Annotated in this window: 19 protein-coding genes; 13 read left to right on the plus strand and 6 right to left on the minus strand. The window is 71.5% G+C overall.

Annotated features, from left to right (window positions below):
- The first annotated feature begins 139 nt into the window (after positions 1–139).
- The 5 genes from EOINJALH_RS31160 to EOINJALH_RS11470 all read left to right on the plus strand — a co-directional run bounded on the left by EOINJALH_RS31160 (position 140) and on the right by EOINJALH_RS11470 (position 7,460).
- Entirely contained in the window at positions 140–3,520 is a 3,381-nt protein-coding gene (locus EOINJALH_RS31160) for a hypothetical protein (RefSeq protein WP_144289978.1), read from the plus strand.
- Between the two features lie 38 nt (positions 3,521–3,558).
- Positions 3,559–4,674, plus strand: coding sequence for an OmpA family protein (locus EOINJALH_RS31165; protein WP_144289979.1), 1,116 nt, complete (start codon positions 3,559–3,561; stop codon positions 4,672–4,674).
- Positions 4,675–4,902: 228 nt separating this feature from the next.
- The gene (locus EOINJALH_RS11460) at positions 4,903–5,766 is read left to right on the plus strand and encodes a 3',5'-nucleoside bisphosphate phosphatase (RefSeq protein ID WP_234413795.1); all 864 of its coding nucleotides are present in this window, start codon (positions 4,903–4,905) and stop codon (positions 5,764–5,766) included.
- Entirely contained in the window at positions 5,763–6,716 is a 954-nt protein-coding gene (locus EOINJALH_RS11465; protein WP_088280492.1) for a DMT family transporter, read from the plus strand. The genes EOINJALH_RS11460 and EOINJALH_RS11465 overlap by 4 nt, the downstream gene beginning before the upstream one ends.
- A gap of 120 nt (positions 6,717–6,836) precedes the next feature.
- On the plus strand, positions 6,837–7,460 hold the full coding sequence (locus EOINJALH_RS11470; RefSeq protein ID WP_088280493.1) for an L-threonylcarbamoyladenylate synthase: 624 nt from the start codon (positions 6,837–6,839) through the stop codon (positions 7,458–7,460).
- A 24-nt stretch (positions 7,461–7,484) separates the two neighbouring features.
- Here EOINJALH_RS11470 and EOINJALH_RS11475 read toward each other — a convergent pair whose 3' ends face one another.
- The 5 genes from EOINJALH_RS11475 to EOINJALH_RS11495 form a co-directional block, all read right to left on the minus strand.
- Positions 7,485–7,841, minus strand: coding sequence for a glutaredoxin family protein (locus EOINJALH_RS11475; RefSeq protein ID WP_088280494.1), 357 nt, complete (start codon positions 7,839–7,841; stop codon positions 7,485–7,487).
- A 19-nt stretch (positions 7,842–7,860) separates the two neighbouring features.
- Positions 7,861–8,205, minus strand: a complete 345-nt coding sequence (locus tag EOINJALH_RS11480) for a RidA family protein (protein ID WP_088280495.1) — start codon at positions 8,203–8,205, stop codon at positions 7,861–7,863.
- 1 nt (position 8,206) lies between these two features.
- Positions 8,207–8,950, minus strand: a complete 744-nt coding sequence (gene plsY, locus EOINJALH_RS11485) for a glycerol-3-phosphate 1-O-acyltransferase PlsY (RefSeq protein WP_088280496.1) — start codon at positions 8,948–8,950, stop codon at positions 8,207–8,209.
- A 162-nt stretch (positions 8,951–9,112) separates the two neighbouring features.
- Positions 9,113–9,511 (minus strand): DUF779 domain-containing protein, encoded by a 399-nt coding sequence (locus tag EOINJALH_RS11490; RefSeq protein ID WP_199873329.1) that lies wholly within the window; start codon positions 9,509–9,511, stop codon positions 9,113–9,115.
- Positions 9,512–9,605: 94 nt separating this feature from the next.
- The gene (locus EOINJALH_RS11495; RefSeq protein WP_088280498.1) at positions 9,606–11,129 is read right to left on the minus strand and encodes an aldehyde dehydrogenase family protein; all 1,524 of its coding nucleotides are present in this window, start codon (positions 11,127–11,129) and stop codon (positions 9,606–9,608) included.
- Positions 11,130–11,443: 314 nt separating this feature from the next.
- Here EOINJALH_RS11495 and EOINJALH_RS11500 point away from each other — a divergent pair, with 314 nt between their 5' ends.
- The gene (locus tag EOINJALH_RS11500; RefSeq protein ID WP_088280499.1) at positions 11,444–13,423 is read left to right on the plus strand and encodes a sigma-54-dependent Fis family transcriptional regulator; all 1,980 of its coding nucleotides are present in this window, start codon (positions 11,444–11,446) and stop codon (positions 13,421–13,423) included.
- An 11-nt stretch (positions 13,424–13,434) separates the two neighbouring features.
- Positions 13,435–13,977 carry a molybdopterin-dependent oxidoreductase gene (locus EOINJALH_RS11505; RefSeq protein WP_144289981.1) on the plus strand — a complete coding sequence of 181 codons (543 nt, stop codon included), beginning with the start codon at positions 13,435–13,437 and terminating at the stop codon, positions 13,975–13,977.
- Between the two features lie 18 nt (positions 13,978–13,995).
- Here EOINJALH_RS11505 and EOINJALH_RS11510 read toward each other — a convergent pair whose 3' ends face one another.
- The gene (locus EOINJALH_RS11510; protein ID WP_088280501.1) at positions 13,996–15,429 is read right to left on the minus strand and encodes an aldehyde dehydrogenase family protein; all 1,434 of its coding nucleotides are present in this window, start codon (positions 15,427–15,429) and stop codon (positions 13,996–13,998) included.
- Positions 15,430–15,612: 183 nt separating this feature from the next.
- Here EOINJALH_RS11510 and EOINJALH_RS11515 point away from each other — a divergent pair, with 183 nt between their 5' ends.
- The 6 genes from EOINJALH_RS11515 to EOINJALH_RS11540 all read left to right on the plus strand — a co-directional run bounded on the left by EOINJALH_RS11515 (position 15,613) and on the right by EOINJALH_RS11540 (position 22,999).
- Complete coding sequence (locus EOINJALH_RS11515) at positions 15,613–16,536, plus strand: chromate resistance protein ChrB domain-containing protein (protein ID WP_234413796.1); 924 nt, start codon at positions 15,613–15,615, stop codon at positions 16,534–16,536.
- Positions 16,533–17,870 (plus strand): chromate efflux transporter, encoded by a 1,338-nt coding sequence (chrA, locus tag EOINJALH_RS11520; protein ID WP_088280503.1) that lies wholly within the window; start codon positions 16,533–16,535, stop codon positions 17,868–17,870. Before EOINJALH_RS11515 ends, chrA begins: the two co-directional genes overlap by 4 nt.
- Before the next feature lie 19 nt (positions 17,871–17,889).
- Complete coding sequence (locus EOINJALH_RS11525) at positions 17,890–18,672, plus strand: chromate resistance protein ChrB domain-containing protein (RefSeq protein WP_088280504.1); 783 nt, start codon at positions 17,890–17,892, stop codon at positions 18,670–18,672.
- Positions 18,673–18,772: 100 nt separating this feature from the next.
- A complete protein-coding gene (locus tag EOINJALH_RS31780; protein WP_158219728.1) occupies positions 18,773–19,150 on the plus strand; it encodes a DUF2946 domain-containing protein in 378 nt (125 codons plus the stop codon).
- 133 nt (positions 19,151–19,283) lie between these two features.
- Positions 19,284–21,449, plus strand: coding sequence for a TonB-dependent siderophore receptor (locus tag EOINJALH_RS11535; protein ID WP_088280505.1), 2,166 nt, complete (start codon positions 19,284–19,286; stop codon positions 21,447–21,449).
- Between the two features lie 5 nt (positions 21,450–21,454).
- Positions 21,455–22,999, plus strand: a complete 1,545-nt coding sequence (locus EOINJALH_RS11540; RefSeq protein WP_088280506.1) for a PepSY-associated TM helix domain-containing protein — start codon at positions 21,455–21,457, stop codon at positions 22,997–22,999.

The following is a 22,999-nucleotide window of genomic DNA, read 5'->3' on the forward strand; positions in this document are numbered from 1 at the left end:
GACAGCCCCGCCCCGGCCGCCAACGCGCCCGCGCTGGACGAACAGAACCGGCCGACAGGCCAACTGCCAATGAACCAGCCCCCACCCACGGGCCGAAGCCCGGGCGACGCCGCCAACGCCCAAGCGAAGGAGGCCCGCCATGGCACGCGCTGATCGCATCAAAGGGCTCATGGCCCACCGCGCCGGGCGCTATCCGCAGCCACGGCGTCTCGCCCTGCTCGTTTCCCGCGCCTTGCTGCTGCCCTTGCTGGCCGGCGCCGCGCAGGCTCAGACCCAGCCGCCGGCCGGCCTGCCCACCGACGTGCGCTACACGCCGGTGCTGGGCACGGCCTCGCCGCTGCTGCCGCGCCAGCCTGGCGACGATGCCGATGCTCCGGCGCTGCTGCGCGGCGAGCCCTATGCGGCGAACGCCGCCGTGGAACAGATCCTCGTCGAGGTGGACCGCAACGCGGTCCCCGCCGACGGACAGAGCCATGTGCAGCTCACCGTGCGCGTCTTCGGCCCCGATGGCAAACCGCTCGCCGGCCCGTCGTTCGTCACCATCGAGCATTCCGGCGGACGCTTGAAGCTGCCCGGCGCCCGCAGCGACGAATTCGGCTCGCGCGCGCTGGATGCCGACCGCGCTGTGCCGGGCGTGCAGGTGCCGGTGGCCAACGGCATCGCGCAGTTCACCCTGATCGCTCCGGCCGAGGCGCAGGACGTGCGCATCCGCGTCACCGCCGGCAAGAGCCAGGCCAGCGGCATCATCAGCTTCGTGCCCGAATTGCGGCCGATGATCGGTGCCGGCCTGCTGGAGGGCATCGTCTCGTTCCGCCACAAGGCCACCATCAACCCGGTGCGGCGCGGCGACGCCTTCGAGCAGGAGATCGCCGCCTGGTCGCGCGAGTTCAACCAGGGCAAGGCCAACGCCGCCGCCCGCGCCGCCTTCTTCCTGAAGGGCACGATCTCGGGCGACCTGCTGCTCACGGCCGCCTACGATTCCGACAAGGAGACCCGCGCCCGCCTGCTGCGCGACATCAAACCGGACGCGCTGTATCCGGTTTATGGAGATGCCTCGCTGCGCAGCTTCGACGCGCGCTCCGGCGACCGCCTGTACGTGCGCGTCGACAAGCAGAAGAGCTACCTGCTCTATGGCGATTTCGTCACCGGCGACGGCTTCTCACAAGCCATCGGACAGGGCGCTGTCGCATCGCTGAAGCAACGCAGCCTGGGCGCCTACAACCGCAGCGCCACCGGCGCCCGCGCGCACCACGAAGCAGGCGGCATCACCGCCAACGCCTTCGTCTTCAACGATTCGCTGCGCCAGGTGGTGGAAGAAATGGCCAGCCAGGGCTCGGGCCCCTATGGCCTGCGCAACAGCGGCGCGGTGGAAGGCAGCGAGAAGGTGGAAATGGTGGTGCGCGACCGCCACCAGCCCTCTCGCATCATCGCCGTCAAGCCGCTGCTGCGGCTGGTGGACTACAGCTTCGAGCCCTTCTCGGGCCGCATCCTGCTGACGCAGTTCATGCCCTCGGTGGACAGTGACCTGAACCCGGTGTCGCTGCGCGTCAGCTACGAGGTGGACCAGGGCGGCGACCGCTTCTGGGTCTACGGCGGCGACGTGCAGGCGCGCGTCAGCGAGGCCGTCGAAGTCGGCGGTTCGGCCGTGGTGGATCGCAACGACCTGGCGCCCTATCGCCTTAGCAGCGCGAATGCCACATGGAAGCTGGGCCCGCGCAGCGCCATCGTGGCCGAGCTGGCCCGCTCGGAAAGCGAGATCAACACCAACCCGGTGAACCAGACCGCAACGCCCGGCCTGGCGACGCGGCACGGCAAGGTCAGCGGCAACGCCTGGCGCGTGGAGCTGGCGCACGAAGACGGTGCCGTGCAGGCGCGCGCCTTCGTCGGCCGCAGCGACCCCGCGTTCCAGAACCCCGCGGCGCCGCTGCAAGGCGGCCGTGGCGAAGCGCAGCTGCAGGCCAGCGTGGCGCTCACCGACACGCTCAGGCTGGTCGGCGACGCGATGCGCAGCGAAGACCGCAACCCCGGCGGCGGCGAACGGCAAAGTGCCGGTGCCGGCCTGCGCTGGGCGCTTTCCGATCGCCTGACGCTGGAAGCCGGTTGGCGCAGTGCGCGTGAAACCATCGGCACGCAAGCCAACGGCACCACCGAACAACCCTTCGGTGCCACCAACGGCCTGAGTGGCAGCCTGGCCACCGGCTCGGGCGGCGGCCTCTTGGGCTACGGCAACCAGGCGCTGGACCCCAGCACCGGCCTGCCCGCCATCGGGGCGCAAGGCCTCGGCTCACTGGTCTCGCCGCTGCCGGCAGGCACCGAGCTGTCCAGCGACGGCGTGCGTGTGGGTCTGGGCTGGCGCGTCAACGACCGGCTGCGCCTGGGCGGCGAGCTGGAGCAATCGGTGTCGGGCGACGACCGCCAGCGCGCCGCGCTCAGCGCCGATGTGCAGCTCACCGAGCGCGCCCGCCTATACACGCGCTGGGAACGCATGAGCGGCTGGACCCAGGTGCAGGGCACCAGTGCGACGGGCCAGACGGCCAACGCGCTGGTCCTGGGCGTCGACACCACGCATTGGCGCGACACGCAGATCTTCAGCGAGTACCGCCTGCGCGATGCGCTGAGCGGCCGCGACCTGCAGCTCGCCTCGGGCGTGCGCAGCCAGTGGGATCTGCAGCCGGGCCTGCGCCTGTCCACCGCGGCCGAGCGAATCCAGGTGCTCTCGGGTGCCACGGCGCAGGCCACCGCCTTGAGCGCGGGCCTGGACTTTCATGCCAACCCGCTGTGGCGAGGCAGCACGCGCATCGAATGGCGCCGCTCCGACGACATCGCCAACACCCCCGCGGTGAACGAGCGTTTCGACACCACGCTGTGGCAGGTGATGGCCACACGCAAGCTCGACCGCGACTGGACGCTGCTGGCGCGCAACCACTACCTCCGCACCGACTACACCGACCGCGGCGAGGTGCTGCAAGACCGCGCGCAGCTCGGTCTGGCCTGGCGCGACACCGATACCAACCGCGTCAACGCGCTGGGCAAGATCGAGTTCAAGCACGAGAGCGACGCCAGCAATGCCACTGTCGGCACGCTGAAGACGCGCGCCACCATCGTGTCCCTGCATGCCGACTACCACCCGTCGCGTCCCTGGTGGCTGACGGGCCGCATCGCCGGCAAGTGGCAGACCGACCAGTTCGAGCAAGGCGTGCGCAGCAGCTTCCGCGCGCAGATGGTGGCCGGCCGCCTGGTCTACGACCTCAGCGAGAACTGGGACATCGGCGTCGCCGCCGCGGTGCAGACCGGACAACTCGGCGCCCGGCAGCACGCGGTGGGCGCCGAAGTCGGCTACCTGCTGAAGACCAACCTGTGGCTGTCGGCGGGCGTGAACTTCACCGGCTTCTCTGCCGATCGCGACCTCTCCGGCGACGACTACACGCAGCGTGGTGCCTATCTGCGCCTGCGCTTCAAGTTCGACGAAACCTTGTTCAAGGGCGCGGACCCAGAGGTCAACCGCAGCCTGGGCCGGTGACGGCCCGCCGAACATCCGCTGATCACGAAGGCCACACCATGAAGCCCACCGCCCCCACCTCCGTCGCCCGCGCCACGCTCTGCACCATCGCGCTGGCGGCGTCCACCATGGCATCGGCGCAGACCACGCTCACGCCGCAGGCCCAACGCATCAGCGATGCGTCGGTCAGTGCCGACCAGCAAGCCTATGAATCGCTGCAGGACCGCATTCGCAGTCTCAACGACAAGGGCCGCGCCCTGCGCGACCACCACCTCGCCAAGGCCCAGTGCTGGCTGGACGTGAGTTTTCACGAGTACACCCGCAACGACCGCAGCGCCTTCCCGCAGGCCGCGCTGAGCGAAAGCGAGATCCTCATTGCCGGCATGGAGCGCGGCACCACACCGCTGTCGATGGACACAGTGCTGGTCAATGGCGCCGCGCGCCTGCGGCCCGATCTGTGGGCGCAGGCCGAAGCGCTGCGCACGCACCCCGGCTGGCGCTGTGCACAGGCAAAGGCTGCCTGCGCCGAGGTGGAACTGGTTCACGCGGGCAACGAGCACAACCAGCAAGGTTGGCGACACGCGAAGCCCTACCTGCAGATCGCCGAGGACCTTCTGGCCGACGGCAGGGTGCAAGCCGAAGCCTGTGCGCCGCCGCCCCCCGGGCCAGTGACTTCCGTGGCACCGTCGCCAACCGTGCTGCTGGCGCCCCCCGAGGCACCGGCACCGACACCGGTGGCGGCCGCCGCGCCACTGGCAGTGACCCTGTCGGCCCAGGTTGTGTTCAGCTTCGACCGCGACACATCCAGGGACATGCATCCATCCAGCGTCCAGCAGCTCGACGCATTGCTGGACAGGCTGCGCGCCGAGCGCCTCGTGCTCCAATCGGTGCGCCTGATCGGCCATGCCGACCGCCTCAACAGCACTGGCAAGGGCAACTACAACCAGCGCCTGAGCGAACGCCGCGCGGCCACCGTGGCCAACCACCTCGTTGCCAAGGGGGTGGACTCGCGGCTGATCCTCACCGAAGCCCGTGGGGACACCCAGCCTGTGGAGCCCTGCCATCCGACCCGGCCCGCTGCTGCACGCACCGCGAAGGACAAGACCAAGCTGCTGCAAGACTGCCTGTTGCCCAACCGGCGTGTGGAAGTGCAGGTGACTGCGCGCGCGCGCTGAGTGCGCCCATGCCGGCCGGCGCCGGCCTTCAGCCCCCCCTGCTGCGCTCGATGAAAGTGGCCAGGCCGCATTTCCTCCAGCAACTCAGGTCTACGTTGCGGCGCCCGGCGGTCGGCGTTGAAGTGTGCCGTTCGGTATTCAGAGGTCAGGTCCCCGTGCAGCCGCATGACGGCGCCGCTGCAAGACCCGTCGGCGGCCTTGCAGGCGTGCGCTTCCTACAATCCAGCGGTGCACCTGATCAACGCCGACCTGCACTGCCATTCCACCCGCTCCGACGGCACCCTCGCCCCCCAGGCGCTGGCCTCCCGTGCCAAGGCCGGCGGTGTCGATCTCTGGGCCCTGACCGACCACGATGAACTGGGCGGCCAGGCCGCGGCGGCCCAGGCGGCGCGCGACCTGGGGCTGTCCTGGCTCAGTGGCGTCGAGATCTCGGTCACCTTCGCCGGCGAGACGGTGCACATCGTCGGCCTGGGCTTCGACATCGACGATCCCGCGCTGGTCGAGGGCCTGGCCCGCACCCGCGCGGGCCGGCTGCAGCGCGCCCGCGACATGGCCGAAGGCCTGGCCCGTGTCGGCATCACCGGCGCCTTCGACGGCGCGCAGCGTTACGTCGGCAACCCCGGCCTCGTCTCGCGCACGCACTTTGCGCGCTGGTTGGTCGAGACGGGCGTGTGCAGCGACACCGGCGCGGTGTTCCGCCGCTACCTCACGCCGGGCAAGCCGGGCTATGTCGACCACCGCTGGGCCGGCCTGGGCGACGCGGTGCGCTGGATCACCGGCGCCGGCGGCATCGCCGTCATCGCCCACCCCGGGCGCTACCGCTTCACGCCCACCGAGGAGTACGCGCTGTTCTCCGAGTTCAAGGCCCATGGCGGTGAAGGCGTCGAGGTGATGACCGGCAGCCATGTCCTGGGCGACGCCCGAAAGTACGCCGACATGGCCACGGAATTCGACCTGCTGGCCTCGCGCGGCAGCGATTTCCACTCGCCCGGCGAGAGCCGCACCGACCTGGGCGCCCTGCCCGGCCTGCCGGACGCGCTGCGTCCCGTATGGGAGGCGCTGGCCCACCGCGTGCAGCACCCGGCGCCATGACGCCCGCGCGGCCGCGGCCGCTGCTGGGTGTGCTGCTGATGCTGGCCGTGGTGACCTGCTTCGCCGGCATGGACACGGCCATCCGCTACGGCGGCGGCCGGCAGTTGCCGGTGATGCTGATGCTGTGGGGGCGCTACCTGTTCCAGGCGGTGCTGATGCTGGCCTGGCTGGGTGTCTGGCGGCTGCGCCGCCCGCAGGCGCCCGGCTTCGCCACCCGGCACCCGCGCTTCCAGGCACTGCGCGGCGCGCTGCTGCTGTTCACCAGCGGCATGTCCTTCTATGGCCTGCAGTGGCTGCCGGTGGCCGAGTTCACCGCCATCCACATGCTCACGCCGGTGCTGGTGACACTGCTGGCCGCGCTGGTGCTGCACGAGCCCGTGTCGCGGCTGCGCTGGGCGCTGGTCATCGGCGCCTTCGCCGGGGCGCTGGTGGTCATCCGCCCGGGCAGCGGCCTGTACGGCTGGGCGGTGGCCTTTCCGCTGATCGGGGCCATGTCCTATGCCAGCTTCCAGGTGCTGACCAGCCGGCTGGCGTCGCTGGAGTCGCCCTTCACCACGCATTTCTACACCGGCGCGGTGGGGGCCGTGCTGCTGGCGCCGGTGGTCGCGGCCAGCGGCCTGGACCCGCTGGCCACGCTGCGCGCCGCGCTGATGGCCGACCTGGGCCTGCTGCTGCTGATCGGTGCGCTCGGCACCTTCGGCCACCTGATGCTGATCCTGGCGCTGGGCCTGGCCCCCAGCGCCACGCTGATGCCCTTCGTCTACCTGCAGATCGGCGCCGCGGCGCTGCTGGGCTGGCTGGTCTTCGACCGGCTGCCCGACGGCTGGGCCTGGGTGGGCTTCGGCCTCATCACCGCCTGCGGTGCGGCCAGCGCGTGGCTCAACCTGCGCGCCGCGCAGGCGGCGCAGCGGCCTGTGGACACGGTCACCAGCGACACGCTGGCGGACTGAGGCCGACAGACCCGCCGTGCGTTGTCAGCCGAGGCGACTCGGAATGCACGGCCGCCTTGATCCGTGCCATGGGCGCGTCACACGGGGCGCTCGATAATTCACGCCGAATCGCAGCATGCCATGGCCCAGTATTTCGAAGTCCACCCCCTCAACCCGCAGCCGCGGCTGTTGAAGCAGGCGGCGCAGATCCTGCACCAGGGCGGGGTGTGCGCGGTGCCCACCGATTCCAGCTATGCGCTGGTGTGCCACCTCGACGACAAGGCGGCGGCCGAGTCCCTGCGCCGCATCCGCCACGTCGACGACAAGCACCACCTGACGCTGCTGTGCCGCGACCTGTCCGAACTGGCCAGCTACGCGCGGGTCGACAACCGGCAGTACCGGCTGCTGAAGCTGGGCACGCCGGGGCCCTACACCTTCATCCTGGAGGCCACGAAAGAGGTGCCGCGCCGGCTGTCGCACCCGTCGCGCCGCACCATCGGCCTGCGCGTGCCCGAGCACCAGGTGACGCAGGCACTGCTGGCCGAACTGGGCCAGCCGCTGCTGGCCACCACGCTGATCCCGCCCGGCGAGCAGGAGCCACTGAACGACGCCGACGAGATCCGCGAGCGCTACGAGAAGCTGGTGCAGGGCATCGTCGATGCTGGCGCCTGCCCGATGTCGCCGACCACGGTGATCGACCTCACCGGCGAAGACCCGGTGCTGGTGCGGCAGGGCCGCGGAGACCTGTCGCGCCTGGGCTTGTAGGCACCCGGCGCCTGCGCTGCAGGCTCAGCCGGCCGACAGCCGTTGGCGCACCCGCTCGGGGTTGAAGCCCAGTTGCGGCTCGCCGCGCACCAGCATCAGCGGCGTGCCCGGCGACGACAGCGCGCGGTAGCGCTCGGCGCAGGCCGCGTCGCGCTCGACCGAGCACTCGCTGAAGGCCACGCCATGCTCGTCCATCCAGCGCCGGGCCGACTTGCAGAAGATGCAGGTGTCCGACGCGATCATCACGATGTCGCCGGGCCGGGCGGCCTGCGCCACCGAGCGGCCGAGGGCCTGCTCCTGCCGGTGGCCCCACCACTGGCTGGCTGCGCTGATGGCCAGCACCAGCGCCACCAGGCCCAGGATCGAGCGGCGCGATTCCATCGCTGGCACGGCCCGGTGTTCAGAGCGCCGCGGTGACGACGATCTCGACCTTCCACTCGGGCTTGGCCAGCGCCGCCTGCACGGTGGCCCGCGGCGGCGTGTGGCCGGCGACGACCCAGGTGTCCCACACCGCGTTCATGCCCGGGAAGTCGGCGATGTCGGCCAGGAAGATCTGCGCGCGCAGGATCTTGGTCTTGTCGGTGCCGGCCTTGGCCAGCAGCGCGTCGATGGCGGCCAGCACCTCGCGGGTCTGGTCGGCGATGCCCACCGAGCCGCCCGCGGCCACCTGGCCGGCGAGATAGCACACGCCGTTGTGCACGGCCATCTCGGACATGCGGGCGCCGACGTCGTAGCGTTGAACCATTTCAGTGATTTCCTTTGTGCTTGGAATGCGAGGGCGCGGGACCGTGGGCCGGCGAGGTGTGTCCGTGGGACCGCTCGTGATGGTGGCTGTGGCCCCGGGCAGGGGCGTGCGGCTTCTCCCGAGGCGCCGGGGCCGCGGCCTTCTGGCCGAGCTTGGATTCCTTGCCGGCCAGCAGCTTCTGGATGTTGCCGGCGTGCCGCCAGATCAGCAGCAGGCTCATCACCGCGATGGCCAGCACCAGCGGCGAGCCGCCCCAGATCAGCAGTTGGTAGAACGGCGCGAACACGGCGGCCACCAGCGAGGCCAGCGACGAGTAACGGAAGAACGCCGCGATGATGGCCCAGGTGGCCAGCGTGGCCAGGCCCAGCCAGGGGTTGATGGCCATCAGCGCGCCGGCCGCGGTGGCCACGCCCTTGCCGCCCTGGAAGCGGAAGAACACAGGCCACAGGTGGCCGAGGAAGGCGGCCAGGCCGACGAAGCCGATCGTCGCGTCGCCGAAGCCGAAGCGCGGCGCCAGCCACAGCGCCAGCATCACCGGCACGAAGCCCTTCAGCGCATCCAGCGCCAGCGTCAGCACCGCGGCGGCCTTGTTGCCGGTGCGCAGCACGTTGGTGGCACCCGGGTTGCCCGACCCATAGCTGCGCGGATCGGCCAGCCCCATCATGCGGCTGACGATGACAGCGAACGACAGCGAACCGATCAGGTAGGCCGCGACGATGGCGGCGATCGAGGGCAGGAGGTCCATGGCGGTGGCGGGTGGCGCGTCGGCGCGCGGCCGGGCCGCGCAGGCGCCCAGTGTACGACCGCAGGCGGCCGTGCCAGGCCGCGCGACGGCGATCCGGCGCGTGTGCTGCGCCGACGCGAACCGCGGCGCAGATGCCCAGCCGCACCGACCGCCGGGCCGTGCTCAGCCGTTCGCGCCCCCGGTGCCGACGGCCGCCTCGGCGGCCTGCGCCTCGAGCGCGCGCGACTCCTCGTCCGTCCACAGCCGCAGGCGCACCACGAAGTGCTGGCCCGAGCCGTCCTCCAACGAGAAGGTGCCGCCGTTGCCGGGGTCCACGTCCAGCGTCAACTGCAGGCCGCTGAGGTAGTCCCGCTGCACGGCGCTGCACCAGAAGGGCACGTCGTCGATCGTGCCCAGTTGCACGTCGCCGCTGTTGAGCTGCATCTCGTGCTCGGCGAAACACATCGGCATGCTGCCCTCGCAGCAGCCGTGCGACTGGTAGAACATCACCTTGCCATGCCTGGCACGCAGCTGGGCGATCAGCGCCCGCGCGGCGTCGGTGGCCACGACCCGTTCGATCATCATCGGTCTCCTGTCGATGGAAGAGAAAAGGGCGGCCTAAGCCGCCCCGCGAAAGCCTGCGGCAGCGCCCGGGTGGGGCGCCGTCAGCCGGCGATCAGAAGAAACCCAGCGCGTTCGGGCTGTAGCTCACCAGCAGGTTCTTGGTCTGCTGGTAGTGGTCGAGCATGGCCTTGTGGGTCTCGCGGCCGATGCCCGATTCCTTGTAGCCGCCGAAGGCCGCACCCGCCGGGTAGGCGTGGTAGCAGTTGGTCCACACGCGGCCGGCCTGGATGGCGCGGCCCATGCGGTAGGCACGGCTGCCGTCGCGGCTCCACACGCCGGCGCCCAGGCCGTAAGGCGTGTCGTTGGCGATCTGCAGCGCCTCCGCCTCGTCCTTGAAGGTGGTCACGGCCAGCACCGGGCCGAAGATCTCTTCGCGGAACACGCGCATGTTGTTGTGGCCCTTGAACAGCGTGGGCTGGATGTAGTAGCCGCCGGCCAGGTCACCGCCCAGCTCGGCCTTGCCGCCGCCGATCAGCACCTGCGCACCTTCCTGCTTGCCCACTTCCAGGTAGGACATGATCTTGTCCATCTGCAGCGCGGAGGCCTGGGCACCCATCATGCTGGCGGTGTCCAGCGGGCTGCCCTGCTTGATGGCGGCCACGCGCTTGAGCGCGCGCTCCATGAACTTGTCGTAGATCGATTCCTGGATCAGCGCACGGCTGGGGCAGGTGCAGACCTCGCCCTGGTTGAAGGCGAACAGCACCAGGCCTTCGATGGCCTTGTCGAAGAAGGCGTCGTCGGCCGAGGCGACATCCTCGAAGAAGATGTTGGGGCTCTTGCCGCCCAGTTCCAGCGTGGCCGGGATCAGGTTGGTGGCCGCGGCCTGGGCGATCACCCGGCCGGTGGCGGTGCTGCCGGTGAAGGCGATCTTGGCGATGCGCTTGCTGGTGGCCAGCGGCATGCCGGCTTCGCGACCGTAGCCGTTCACGATGTTGAGCACGCCCGGGGGCAGCAGGTCGGCGATCAGCTCGGCCAGCACCAGGATGCTGATCGGGGTGGACTCGGCGGGCTTGAGCACCACGCAGTTGCCCGCGCCGAGTGCCGGCGCCAGCTTCCAGGCGGCCATCAGGATCGGGAAGTTCCAGGGGATGATCTGGCCGACGACGCCGAGCGGCTCGTGGAAGTGGTAGGCGATGGTGTTGCCGTCGACTTCGGTGAGCGAGCCTTCCTGCGCACGCAGGCAGCCGGCGAAGTAACGGAAATGATCAGCGGTCAGCGGGATGTCGGCGTTCAGCGTCTCGCGGATGGCCTTGCCGTTGTCCACGGTCTCGGCGTAGGCCAGCAGTTCGAGGTTGGCGTCGATGCGGTCGGCGATTTTCAGCAGGATGTTGGCGCGTTCGGCGGCCGGCACGGCGGCCCACTTGTCCTTGGCGGCATGGGCGGCGTCCAGCGCCAGCTCGATGTCGGCGGCGGTGCTGCGCGCGGCCTGCGTGTAGGTCTTGCCGGTGATCGGCGTGATCACGTCGAAGTACTGGCGCTCGACCGGCGGCACGAACTTGCCACCGATGAAGTTGTCGTAGCGGGCCTTGAAGGCGATCTTGGCACCGGCGGTACCGGGGGCGGCGTAAACGGTCATGGTTGTCTCCTGACGGTTGAAGGGGAAGTGGGCGGGCTGTGCATCGGGTGGCGAAGGCGTGCGCCCCGTCACCGCGGGCAACGCCCAATGCACCGGACGTGCCAGGCCGGGTTCGACGAAAAGCGCGGGGAATGCCGCGCAAGCCTGGCCCGCTTCCTGCACAAAGGTGTTCAGCGCACCTGTTCAGCCGCCAAAGTGTCACGAGGCAGCACAGACGCACCACCGGAGGACGCTGAAATCGAAGTCACCCTGGGGAACTCCCCCATGAACGACTTTGCATAGGTGGCACCGGCCAGCACGACCGAGGAGACGACATGACACCGCACCACCGCCAAGCCCTGATTCCCGCCGCGCAGCTGCGCGCAGCGCGCCGCTTCCTCGACCAGGGCGGCGAGGTCTCGCACGAATCACTAACGCCGTTGCTGGGCGACCTGCTCGCCCGGTCCTGGCAGCGCAGCCGGTCGGCCGGCCTGTCGCCCAGCGGCCGCACGCCCGGCGCACCGCATGCGTCGGCGGCCCAGCTGGCACGCGCGATGCAGCGCCAGTACGAGCTGCTGTCGCACGCCCAGCCGGTGATGGACTACATGGCCCACCACGTGGTCGGTACGCAGAGCCTGCTGATCCTGGCCGACGCGCAGGGCATGCTGCTGCGCACGCTGGGCGACGACGACTTCGCCAGCCGCGCCGAGCGCGTGGCCTTGCGGCCCGGCGCGCACTGGGCCGAGCAGTACCGCGGCACCAATGCCATCGGCACCGCGTTGGCCGAGGGCACGCCGGTGGTGGTGCACGGCGGCGAGCACTATCTCGAGCGCAACAGCTTCCTCACCTGCTCGGCGGCCCCCATCATCGACCCCGCGGGCCGGCTGATGGGCGCCTTCGACATCTCGGGCGACCACCGCGCCTATCACCCGCACACGCTGGGCCTGGCCCGCGCGGCGGCCAGCATGGTGACGCACCGTCTGTTCGACACCTGGCACGCCGGCAGCCTGCGGCTGCGGCTGCACCCGCAGGCCGAGGGCCTGGGCTCGCTCACCGAAGGCCTGGTGGCACTGGCCGAGGACGGCCTGATGATCGGCGCCAACAGCGCCGCGCTGGCCATGCTGGGGCTGGCGCGCGACGCCATCGGCCAGGCCCGGCTCGACACGATGCTGCCCGGCAGCCTGCAGTCGCTGATCGAGGCCGCCCACCGCGGCAGCGCCGCGGCACTGCGGCTGCCCTGCCACGACGGCTCGATGCTGTGGGCGCGTGTGGAAGGCGGCGGCGCGTGGGCCCGGCGGCTGCACGCGGTGGCGCCGGGCATGCACGACGCATCCTGCACGCTCAACACGCCTGTCAGGCCCATCGACGCCCTGGCGCAGCTCGACACCGGCGACCCCGCCATGGCCGCCGCGGTGCAGCGCGCCCGCCGCGTCATCGACAAGCCGATCGCGCTGCTGCTGCAGGGCGAATCGGGCGCAGGCAAGGAGGTGTTCGCGCGCGCCGCACACGCCAGCAGCCCGCGCCGCGACAAGCCCTTCGTCGCGGTGAACTGCGCCGCACTGCCCGAGACGCTGATCGAGGCCGAGCTGTTCGGCTACAGCGCCGGCGCCTTCACCGGTGCGCGGCGCGACGGCGCGCCGGGCCGCATCCGCGAGGCCCAGGGCGGCACGCTGTTCCTCGACGAGATCGGCGACATGCCGCTGGCCATGCAGGCGCGGCTGCTGCGCGTGCTGCAGGAGCGGTGCGTGGTGCCGCTGGGCGGCGGCAAGCCGGTGCCGGTGGACTTCAGCCTGGTCTGCGCCACGCACCGCAAGCTGCGGCTCGAGATGGACGCCGGACGCTTCCGCGAAGACCTGTACTACCGCCTGAACGGCCTGACGCTCTACCTGCCGGCGCTGCGCGAGCGCAGCGACATGGCGGGCCTGGTGGCGCAGATGCTGCGCGAGATCGCGCCCGAACGGCCGCTGGAACTGTCGCCCACCCTGGCGCGCGACCTGGCCGCCTACCGCTGGCCCGGCAACCTGCGCCAGTTGCACAACGCGCTGCGCACCGCCGCCGCGCTGCTGGCCGACGGCGAACTGCAGATCACCCTGGCGCACCTGCCCGAAGACCTGGCCGACGACCTGCGCGAGGTGCGCGCCACGCGCCCGGCGCAGCAGGTGGCCGACGAAGAGGCCGACCTGCGGTTGCAGGAATCGCAGACCGTGGCCCGCGTGGTGGAGGTGTGCAAGGGCAACCTGTCCGAGGCCGCGCGGCGGCTGGGCATCAGCCGCAACACGCTGTACCGCAAGCTGCGCGAACTGAACCTGCGGTGAAGGGGCTGGCCATGACCCTCGATGCCCCCGCCGGCCGCGCCTGGTGCGCCGCCGTCCTGTGGATCGGCACGGCCTGCGCCGCTGCCTGCCCGGCCGACACCGCGCCCCGCGCCGCGGACACGGCGCTGGTGGTGCAGGGCACCGGGCCGGCGCCATGGGCCCTGTCCAGTGCCGACCTGGCCGCCCTGCCGCCCACCCGCCTGACGCAGCGGCAAACCGTGTCGTCCGCCACCGGCGTGGCCAGCGAGCGCAGCCTGGCCTATTCGGGCGTGCTGGTGCGCGACGTGCTGGCCAAGGCCGGCTTCGGCGGACCCAACGACCGTGGTGCGCGCACCGGCATCGTCGAGGCCGTGGCCACCGACGGCTACCGCGCGGTGTACAGCTGGGGCGAGCTGTTCAACTCAGCCCTCGGCGACCAGGTGCTGGTCATCACCGCGCAGGACGACCGGCCGCTGGACGCCGCGGCCGGCCCGCTCGCGCTGCGCTCGCTGGCCGACCTGCGGCCCGGCCCGCGGCATGTGCGCAACCTGTGCGCGCTGGTCGTGCGGAGGTAGCCCGGGGGCCAGGGGGCCTCAGGCCGCCTTGGGCGCGTAGCCCAGCACCGCCTTCACTTCGAGGAACTCGCCGAAGGCATGGTCGCCCCACTCGCGGCCGTTGCCCGACTGCTTGAAGCCGCCGAAGGGGGCCATCAGGTCGGGGGCGGCGCTGTTGATGTTGACCTGGCCGGCGCGCAGGCGCGACGCGACGCGGCGCGTGGCCTCCACATCGGCGCCCGACACATAGGCCGCCAGGCCGTAGGGCGTGTCGTTGGCGATGGCCACCGCCTCGTCCACCGTGTCGTAGCCCAGCACCACCAGCACCGGGCCGAAGATCTCCTCGCGCGCCACCGTCATGCGGTTGTTCACGTGGCCCAGCACGGTGGGGCGCACGTAGTAGCCGGTGTCCAGGCCGGCGGGCTTGCCCGGGCCGCCGGCCACCACCGTGGCGCCCTCCTCGATGCCGCGGTGGATCAGCGTCTGGATCTTGTCCCACTGCGCGGCCGACACCACCGGGCCCAGCGCGGCGCCGCTGTCGGGTGCGCCCACGGTGGTGGCCTCGGCCACCTCCTTCGCGATGGCCAGCACCTCGTCCATGCGGGCGTTGGGCACCAGCATGCGGGTGGGCGCGTTGCACGACTGGCCCGAGTTGGTCATCACGCCGCGCACGCCGGCGGTGACGGCGCGCTTGAAGTCGGCGTCGGGCAGCAGCAGGTTGGGCGACTTGCCGCCCAGTTCCTGGTGCACGCGCTTGACCGTGGGCGCGGCATTGCGCGCCACCTCGACCCCCGCGCGGGTGGAACCGGTGAAGGACACCATGTCCACCTCGGGGTGGCTGGCGATGGCCGCGCCCACGGTGGGGCCGTCGCCGTTGACGAGGTTGAACACGCCCGCGGGCACGCCGGCCGCGTGCATCACCTCGGCCCAGACCTGCGCCGAGAAGGGCGAGATCTCGGAGGGCTTCAGCACCATCGTGCAGCCCACGGCCAGCGCCGGCGCCACCTTGCAGGCGATCTGGTTCACCGGCCAGTTCCAGGGCGTGATCAGGCCGCACACGCCGATCGGCTCCTTGGCCACCAGCGTGGTGCCGCGCAGTTCCTGGAAGGCATAGGTCTTCAGCACCTCCAGCGCCGACTGCAGGTGGCCCACGCCCATCGCCGCCTGGGCCTTCTGCGCCAGCATGGCCGGCGCGCCCATTTCCTCGGTGATGGCGGCGGCCATGTCGGAGTAGCGCTTCTTGTATTCGACGAGGATGCGCTCGAGCAGCGCCACGCGCTCCTCGACCGTGGTCTGCGAGTAGGTGGCAAAGGCCCGGCGCGCCGCCATCACCGCGCGGTCGACATCGGCCGCCGAACCCATCGAGATGCGGCCGGCAGGCTGCTCGGTGGCGGGGTTGATGACCTCGTGCGTGCGGGGCTGCAGCGGATCGACCCATTGGCCGTCGATGTAGAACTTGAGGTACTCGCGCATGCTTGTCTCCTGGGTGGGGCGCCGCGGCAGGAGCCCGGCCGGGCGATGGGCCATTCTAGGGAGACGGGGCGTCGCGTGCAGGGCACCGGCCCGCCGCCGCACCAGGCGCTGGGTGGTCACACGCCGTGAGGTTGATGTGATGACCTCGACAAGTATGTAGCGTATGCTACTGACATGTGGTCGATGCTGGTCCTTTCACTGCCCACGCGCAACGGCACGGCGCGCATGCGCGCCTGGCGCTCGTTGAAGGCGCTGGGCGCCGCCGTGCTGCGCGACGGCGTCTACCTGCTGCCGGAGCGCGACGCGCTGGTGCAGGCCCTCGCGGCGGTGGCCGCAGACGTCAAGGCCAGCGAGGGTCAGGCGAAGTTGCTGCGCGTCGAGGCGCTCGATGGAGACGACTTCGCGCGCCTCTTCGACCGCAGTGCCGACTACGCCGTACTGCTCACCGACATCGCGCAACTTCGCCGGGAGGAGCCGAAACTGGCCGACGACGCCCTGGCCGCACACGTGGCCGGCCTGGGCAAGCGCTTCGACCAGTTGCGCGGCATCGACCACCTGCCCGGCGAGGCCACGCGGCAGGCCGAGGCCGCCCTGGCCGACCTGCAGGCGCTGGCGGCGCGCCGGGGCCAGCCCGACGAGCCCCACGCCGCGCCCGGCGCGATCCCGCGGCGCCTGCGGGCCGAACACCAGGGGCGCCTGTGGGCCACGCGGCGCCGGCCCTGGGTGGACCGCCTGGCCAGCGCCTGGCTGATCCGCCGCTTCATCGACACCCGTGCGCGCTTCCTGTGGCTGGACGACGTGCGGCGCTGCCCGCCCGACGCGCTGGGCTTCGACTTCGACGGCGCCACCTTCAGCCATGTCGGCGCACGCGTCACCTTCGAGACCCTGCTCGCCGCCTTCGACCTCGAGACCCCCGCGCTGCGGCGGCTGGGCGCGCTGGTGCACCGACTGGACGCCGGCGGCGCCCCGGTGCCCGAGGCCGACGGTGTCGAGCGCGTGCTGGCCGGCATGCGCCAGGCGCTGGCCGACGACGACCAGCTCTTCCTGGCGGCAGCGGGCGTCTTCGAAGGCCTGTGGACCGCCTTCGAGCGCGAGGCCACCGCATGAACGATGCATCGCCCACCCCGTCGCCGGTGCCCTTCCGGCAGGCGCTGGGCTTCTGGCTGCGGCTGGGCTTCATCAGCTTCGGCGGGCCGGCGGGGCAGATCGCCATCATGCACACCGAACTGGTCGAGCGGCGGCGCTGGATCAGCGAGCGGCGCTTCCTGCATGCGCTGAACTACTGCATGCTGCTGCCGGGCCCGGAGGCCCAGCAGCTGGCCACCTACCTGGGCTGGCTGATGCACCGCACGGCGGGTGGCATCGTCGCCGGCGCGTTGTTCGTGCTGCCCTCGCTGGTGCTGCTGATCGCGCTGTCGTGGCTGTACATGGCGCAGGGCCACACGCCGTTGGTGGCGGGCCTGTTCTACGGCATCAAGCCGGCGGTCACCGCCATCGTGCTTCAGGCTGCTCACCGCATCGGCAGCCGCACGCTGCGCCACCGCGCGCTGTGGGGCATCGCCATCGCCTCGTTCGTCGCGATCTTCGCGCTCGACCTGCCCTTCCCGCTGATCGTGCTGGGCGCCGCGCTGGCCGGTATGGCCGGTGGCCGCTGGTGGCCGGCGCCGTTCTCGCCCGGCGGTGGCCACGGCCAGGCGGTGGCCTCGTTCGGCCCGGCGCTGATCGACGACGACACGCCCACGCCCCCCCATGCGCGCTTCCGCGCGACGCGTCTGGCCACGGTGCTGGTGGTGGGCGCGCTGCTGTGGCTGCTGCCGATGGCGGTGCTGGTGGGGCTGCACGGCTGGCAGGGCACGCTCGCGCAGGTGGGCTGGTTCTTCACCAAGGCGGCCCTGCTCACCTTCGGCGGCGCCTACGCGGTGTTGCCCTACGTCTACCAGGGCGCGGTCGAGCACCACGGCTGGCTCACCGCCACGCAGATGATCGACGGGCTGGCGCTCGGCGAGACCACGCCGGGGCCGCTGATCATGGTGGTGGCCTTTGTGGGCTTTGTGGGCGGCTGGACCAAGGCGATCTTCGGGCCGGACGCGCTGTGGCTGGCTGGCGTCGCCGCCGCCACGGTGGCCACCTGGTTCACCTTCCTGCCGTCCTTCGTGTTCATCCTGGCCGGCGGCCCGCTGGTCGAATCCACCCACGGCGACCTGCGCTTCACCGCGCCGCTGACGGCCATCACCGCGGCGGTGGTGGGCGTGGTGGTCAACCTCGCGCTGTTCTTCGGCTGGCACGTGTGGTGGCCCAACGGCTGGGCCGGCCCCTTCGATGCCGTGGCCGCGGCGATGACCGTGGCCGCGGCCGTCGCCCTGCTGCGCTTCAAGCGCGGCGTCATCGAGGTCATCGCGGTGTCGGCGGGCGTCGGACTGGCCCTGTCGCTGCTGCGCTGACACCTGAAAGGAGCATCCCATGGAGGCCATCACCGTCACCGAACTGCAGTCGCTGCTGAACCGCGGCGATCCGATCGAGATCCTCGATGTGCGCCGTGACAAGGCGCGCCGCACGCAGGCCGGCGACATCCCCGGCTCGCAGTGGCGCGACCCCGAGCGCGTGCTGACCTGGAAGGACGAACTCCCAGCTGGCGTGACCCGCATCGTGTCCTGCGCGCATGGGCACGAGATCAGCCAGGGCATCGCCGCGATGCTGCGGGCGATGGGCCACGAGGCGCGGCACCTGCACGGCGGCTTCGTCGCCTGGCAGCAATCCGGAGCGTCCATCCAGCCGCTGCCCGGGCGCACCCGCTGGGTCACGCGCGAACGCCCGAAGATCGACCGCATCGCCTGCCCCTGGCTGATCCGTCGCTTCATCGATGCCCAGGCCGAGTTCCTCTACGTGCCCGCCGACCAGGTGCTGGCCGTGGCCGAGGCGCAGGGAGCGACGCCCTTCGACATCCCCGGCGTGGCCCACTCGCACGACGGCGAGCGCTGCAGCTTCGACGCCTTCATCGCCCGCCACGGCCTGGACGATCCGGCACTGCAGGTGCTGGCCACCATCGTGCGCGGCGCCGACACCGACCGGCTGGCACTGGCGCCGCAGTGCGCGGGGCTGCTGGCCGTTTCGCTCGGCCTGTCGGCCGCCCATGCCGACGACCAGCAATGCCTCGAGAAGGGCATGGTGGTCTATGACGCGTTGTACGCGTGGTGCCGCTCGGCACAGGGCGAGCGGCACGCGTGGACGCCGCCGCCGGCATGAGGCACAAGGCATCGGGCCGCCCGGGTGCACCGCTCGGCATGGCCGCTGCGACAACGTGTCACAGCCGAACCATTCAGTGACGCCTCCTATACTCGGCAACATGTCGGTCCTGCGCCCACACCGCCGCTTCGCCACCTGGTTGACCCTGGTGGCCTTGGTGCTGGCCACGCTGGCACCCGGCATTGCGCGGGCGCTGACCTTCGCACAAGGCGAGTTGGCGCCCTGGGGCCAGATCTGCACGACCAGTGCCGATGGCGGCCACGGCGGGGGCTCCACCACCAACCCCGCGCTCCACCTGCTCGACCACTGCCCGTTCTGCTCGCTGCACAGCGACGATCTCGGCCTGCCGCCCGCCCCGGCGGCATCGGCCGATGCGCCGGCGTTGTCCCACGCCGTGCCGCGCCTGTTCCTGCTGTCGACCCACCCGCTGTACGCGTGGGCACCGGCGCAGGCACGCGCCCCTCCCCTGGCCTGCTGACCTCCGCCATCGGCTGAGCCGCGCCACGCACCCTGCGTGACGCTGCGCCTGCCGATCGGCGCGCCGTCGCCCCGGCCCGGTCGTTGTCGACCGTGGCCCGTCATCCCCAGGTTCGCCCGCTCCGGGTTTCTCCATGCGCACCCATCCCACGCCTGTTGCACTGGCCATGCTGGCCCTCGTGCACGTCCCCTTCTCCGCCCTGGCCCAATCGGGCACCGTGGCCTCGGCCGCCAGCCAGACCGTGCTGGTCACCGGCACCGCGCCGGGCCAGCTCGACGCCCGCCCCTCCAGCACCTCGCGCCTGGGCATCAGCCTGCGCGAAACGCCGGCCACCGTGCACGTGGTCGACCGCGCCCAGATCGACGCCACCGGTGCGCTGGACACCCAGCAGATCCTCGAAAGCATCCCGGGCGTCAGCTTCTCCGCCCAGCCCGGCGCGCCGGGCTCGGTGTTCTACCGCGGCTTCGGCTCCGCCAGCCTGGGCCAGCTCCACAACGGCATCAGCGTGCAGTACGACGCCATCGCCGCGCGGCCCGTGGACAGCTGGATCGTCGACCGGGTGGAAGCCATCGGCGGGCCCTCGAGCTTCCTCAACGGCTCGGGCGCGGTGGGCGGGTCGATCAATGTCATCACGAAGATCGCCGACGCGAGTGGTGACCTGACGCATGCCCGGCTCGGCCTGGGCGACCAGAAGCAGCTGGCGCTCAGCGCACAGCGCGGCGTGGGCAGCGGCCATGTGCTGCGGCTCGACCTGAACACCACGCGCGGCGCCGTCTGGACACAGGGCGACGACCGCAAGACCTGGCAGGCCGCCGCCTCGTGGCTCGCGCCGCTTGCCGCCGGCCTGACGCACACGCTGTCGCTCGAAAAGCAGCACGAGCGCGTCGACCAGCCCTACTGGGGCACGCCACTGCTACGCGACGCCGCCAACGCGGTGCTGAACCCGGTGCAGATCGATCCCCGCACGGTGGGCGTGAACTACAACGTGGTCGACGGCCGGTACCAGCAGGACGTGACCTGGGCCCGTTCTATCCTGAACTGGCAGCTTGCCCCTGCCACCCGGCTGACGCACACCCTGTACCACTACGACGCGCTGCGCGACTACGAGAACGTCGAGGTCTACACCTTCGTCGCCAACAACGCGCAGGTGGAGCGCTCGTCGGCACTGCTGCAGCGCCACGACCAGCAGGTCTGGGGCAGCCGCGGCGAGCTGAGCCACGGCACCCAGCTGGCCAACCTGCGCTCCGACTTCGCCGTGGGCTGGGACTGGAGCTACAACCGCCAGACGCGCTTCCCGCTGTCGGTGAACGGGCCCTTCGGCCGCACCGACCCCTACGCGCCGTCCGACACCTTCTTCTATCAGACGCCCGGCGTGGTGCCCGGCCACGTGCCCGGCGCCACCAACCTGCTGCACACGTTGGCCCTGTTTGCCGAGAACCGCACCGTGCTCGGCAGCGGCTTCTCGCTGATCAGCGGCGTGCGCGCCGACCGCATCGACCTCGAGGTGCGCAACCACCGCGCCGTCACCGCCACCAACCCGGCGCAGTTCAACACCCGCTTCACGCCCACCACCGGCCGCCTCGGCCTGGTCAAGGAGCTGAGCCCGGCCTGGCAGGTGTATGCGCAGTTCAGCACCGCGGCCGATCCGCCGTCCGGCGTGCTGGCGACGGCCGGTTTCGCCGCACTGCGCGACTTCGACCTCACCCGCGGCCGGCAGGTGGAGCTGGGCACCAAGGGCAGCTTCGACAACGGCCGAGGCGACGCGACCCTGGCGCTGTACGACATCACGCGCAAGAACCTGTCGATGACCGACCCGGCCGACCGCAGCCGCGTGATCCCGATCGGCCAGCAGTCCAGCCGTGGCATCGAGCTGTCGGGCCGCTGGCGGCCATCGGCGCAGTGGCAGTTCAGCGGCCACGCCAGCTACACCGAGGCGCAGTTCGACCAGTTCGTCGAGACCGTCGGCACCCAGACCGTCTCGCGCGCCGGCAACACGCCGGCCAACACGCCGGCCTGGGTGGCCGGCGCCACCGCCACCTGGCAGCCGCTGCCCGCGCTTTCGCTGGCGATGGACCTGCGCCACGTCGGCCGCCGCTACGCGAACACCGCCAACACGCTGTACGACAGCGGCTACCGGCTCATCGGCCTGGGCGCCAGCTGGCAGGTCAACGACCAGCTGTCGCTGCGCGCGCGGGTGAACAACCTCACCGACGAGACCTACGCGGCCACGGTGGGCAACAACCTGGTCTACCTGGGCGCACCGCGCTCGGTGTCGGTCAGCGCCGACTGGAAGTACTGAATCCCGTGAAGCGCTGGCTCTACCTCGTGCACCGCTGGCTCGGCATCGGGCTGTGCGTGGTCATGGCCGCGTGGTTCCTGTCGGGCATCGTCATGCTGTACGTGGGCTACCCCAAGCTCACGCCGGACGAGCGGCTGCAGGGCCTGCCACCGCTGCCGGCCGCCGGCTGCTGCGTGCCGCTCGACCAGGCGCTGCGGGCTGCCGGGCTGGCCCCTTCCGACAAGTCCGCCGGCAAGGCACCCGGCGCCGCGGCCACGTGGCGCCTGAGCAGCGTCGCCGGGCAGCCCCGCTACCTGTTCACCGACGGCCCCAAGGTGGCCGTGGCGGTGAACGCGCTCAGCGGCACGCGCATCGCCAGCGTGGCCGCCGAAGACGCCTTGGCCGCAGCCCGGCACTTTGCCGGCGGGGTCTCCGGGGTCCACCTCGGTGCGGTGCAGGAAGACGCGTGGACGCACTCTCGCGCCCTCGACGTCCACCGTCCCTTGCACCGCATCGGGGTGGACGACCCCGAGGGGCGCTGGCTCTACGTCAGCAGCCGCACCGGCGAAGTGGTGCGCGACGCGACCCTCACCGAACGCACCTGGGGCTGGCTGGGCGCCTGGCTGCACTGGCTGTACATGTTCCGCGGCGGCGCGGTCGATGCGTGGTGGCACGACATCGTCGTCTGGCTGGCGGTGGCAGGCACGGTGTCGGCCGTCACCGGCCTGGTGGTCGGCGTCTGGCGCTGGCGGTTCCGCGGCACCTACAAGGGCGGCACCCACACGCCCTACCGCACGTTCATGGCGCGCTGGCACCACGTGCTGGGCATGGTCGGCGGCCTGCTGGCGCTGACATGGGTGTTGAGCGGCCTGCTGTCGGTCAACCCCTGGAAGGTGTTCGACGCGCCCGGCCCCAAGCCCGATCGCCAGGCCTTCGCCGGCGGGCCCCTGCTGCCCGGGCAGGCCATGCCGGCCGCGACGGCGCTGCAACGGCTGCAGGCACAGGGCCACGCGGCCCGAGAGCTGGAATGGCGGCGCATCGGCGGCGTCCACCATGTGCAGGCCGCCGGCGCCGGCGGCCCCTGGCTGCTGGGCGAGCGCGACCTGCTCGCCGACGGCGTGCCCACCGACCAGTGGCTGCCCGCCGCAGCGGCGATGCTGCCCCGTGCGCGCATCGTCGAACAGACGCTGGTCACCCGCTACGACAGCTATTACTACGGACGTGAACCGCACACCATGACCGGCCAGCGAGAGCGCCCGCTGCCGGTGTGGCGGCTGCGCTTCGACGACCCGAACGAGACCTGGGTCACCGTCGACCCGCGCACCGGCAGCATCGTCCATGTGACCGACGGCCACCGGCGCGTCGACCGCTGGCTCTTCGCCTTCCTGCACAGCTTCGACCTGCCGGTGCTGCTGCAGTCCCGGCCGGTGTGGGACGCCTGGATGATCGGCTTCAGTCTGGCCGGTCTGGGCCTCAGCCTCACGGCCGTGGTCACCGGCTGGCGCCGACTGGCACGGCCGCGGCGGCGCCCCGCGGCGGCCGAGCCCCGCACCTCGATGGCGCTGCACTGA

The organism is Ideonella sp. A 288 (assembly GCF_002198735.1).
In the GTDB taxonomy this organism is placed as follows: Bacteria; Pseudomonadota; Gammaproteobacteria; order Burkholderiales; family Burkholderiaceae_C; genus Pseudaquabacterium.

Excerpts from the sequence above, each read along its gene's own strand:
- EOINJALH_RS31165 (WP_144289979.1), top strand. The coding sequence starts at position 3,559 with ATGAAGCCCACCGCCCCCACCTCCGTCGCCCGCGCCACGCTCTGCACC.
- EOINJALH_RS11510 (WP_088280501.1), bottom strand. The coding sequence starts at position 15,429 with ATGCGCGAGTACCTCAAGTTCTACATCGACGGCCAATGGGTCGATCCG.
- EOINJALH_RS31780 (WP_158219728.1), top strand. The coding sequence starts at position 18,773 with ATGTCGGTCCTGCGCCCACACCGCCGCTTCGCCACCTGGTTGACCCTG.
- EOINJALH_RS11470 (WP_088280493.1), top strand. The coding sequence starts at position 6,837 with ATGGCCCAGTATTTCGAAGTCCACCCCCTCAACCCGCAGCCGCGGCTG.
- EOINJALH_RS11535 (WP_088280505.1), top strand. The coding sequence starts at position 19,284 with ATGCGCACCCATCCCACGCCTGTTGCACTGGCCATGCTGGCCCTCGTG.
- EOINJALH_RS11500 (WP_088280499.1), top strand. The coding sequence starts at position 11,444 with ATGACACCGCACCACCGCCAAGCCCTGATTCCCGCCGCGCAGCTGCGC.
- EOINJALH_RS11495 (WP_088280498.1), bottom strand. The coding sequence starts at position 11,129 with ATGACCGTTTACGCCGCCCCCGGTACCGCCGGTGCCAAGATCGCCTTC.
- EOINJALH_RS11505 (WP_144289981.1), top strand. The coding sequence starts at position 13,435 with ATGACCCTCGATGCCCCCGCCGGCCGCGCCTGGTGCGCCGCCGTCCTG.
- EOINJALH_RS11515 (WP_234413796.1), top strand. The coding sequence starts at position 15,613 with ATGCTGGTCCTTTCACTGCCCACGCGCAACGGCACGGCGCGCATGCGC.
- plsY (WP_088280496.1), bottom strand. The coding sequence starts at position 8,950 with ATGGACCTCCTGCCCTCGATCGCCGCCATCGTCGCGGCCTACCTGATC.
- EOINJALH_RS11525 (WP_088280504.1), top strand. The coding sequence starts at position 17,890 with ATGGAGGCCATCACCGTCACCGAACTGCAGTCGCTGCTGAACCGCGGC.
- chrA (WP_088280503.1), top strand. The coding sequence starts at position 16,533 with ATGAACGATGCATCGCCCACCCCGTCGCCGGTGCCCTTCCGGCAGGCG.
- EOINJALH_RS11465 (WP_088280492.1), top strand. The coding sequence starts at position 5,763 with ATGACGCCCGCGCGGCCGCGGCCGCTGCTGGGTGTGCTGCTGATGCTG.
- EOINJALH_RS11480 (WP_088280495.1), bottom strand. The coding sequence starts at position 8,205 with ATGGTTCAACGCTACGACGTCGGCGCCCGCATGTCCGAGATGGCCGTG.
- EOINJALH_RS31160 (WP_144289978.1), top strand. The coding sequence starts at position 140 with ATGGCACGCGCTGATCGCATCAAAGGGCTCATGGCCCACCGCGCCGGG.
- EOINJALH_RS11490 (WP_199873329.1), bottom strand. The coding sequence starts at position 9,511 with ATGATCGAACGGGTCGTGGCCACCGACGCCGCGCGGGCGCTGATCGCC.
- EOINJALH_RS11475 (WP_088280494.1), bottom strand. The coding sequence starts at position 7,841 with ATGGAATCGCGCCGCTCGATCCTGGGCCTGGTGGCGCTGGTGCTGGCC.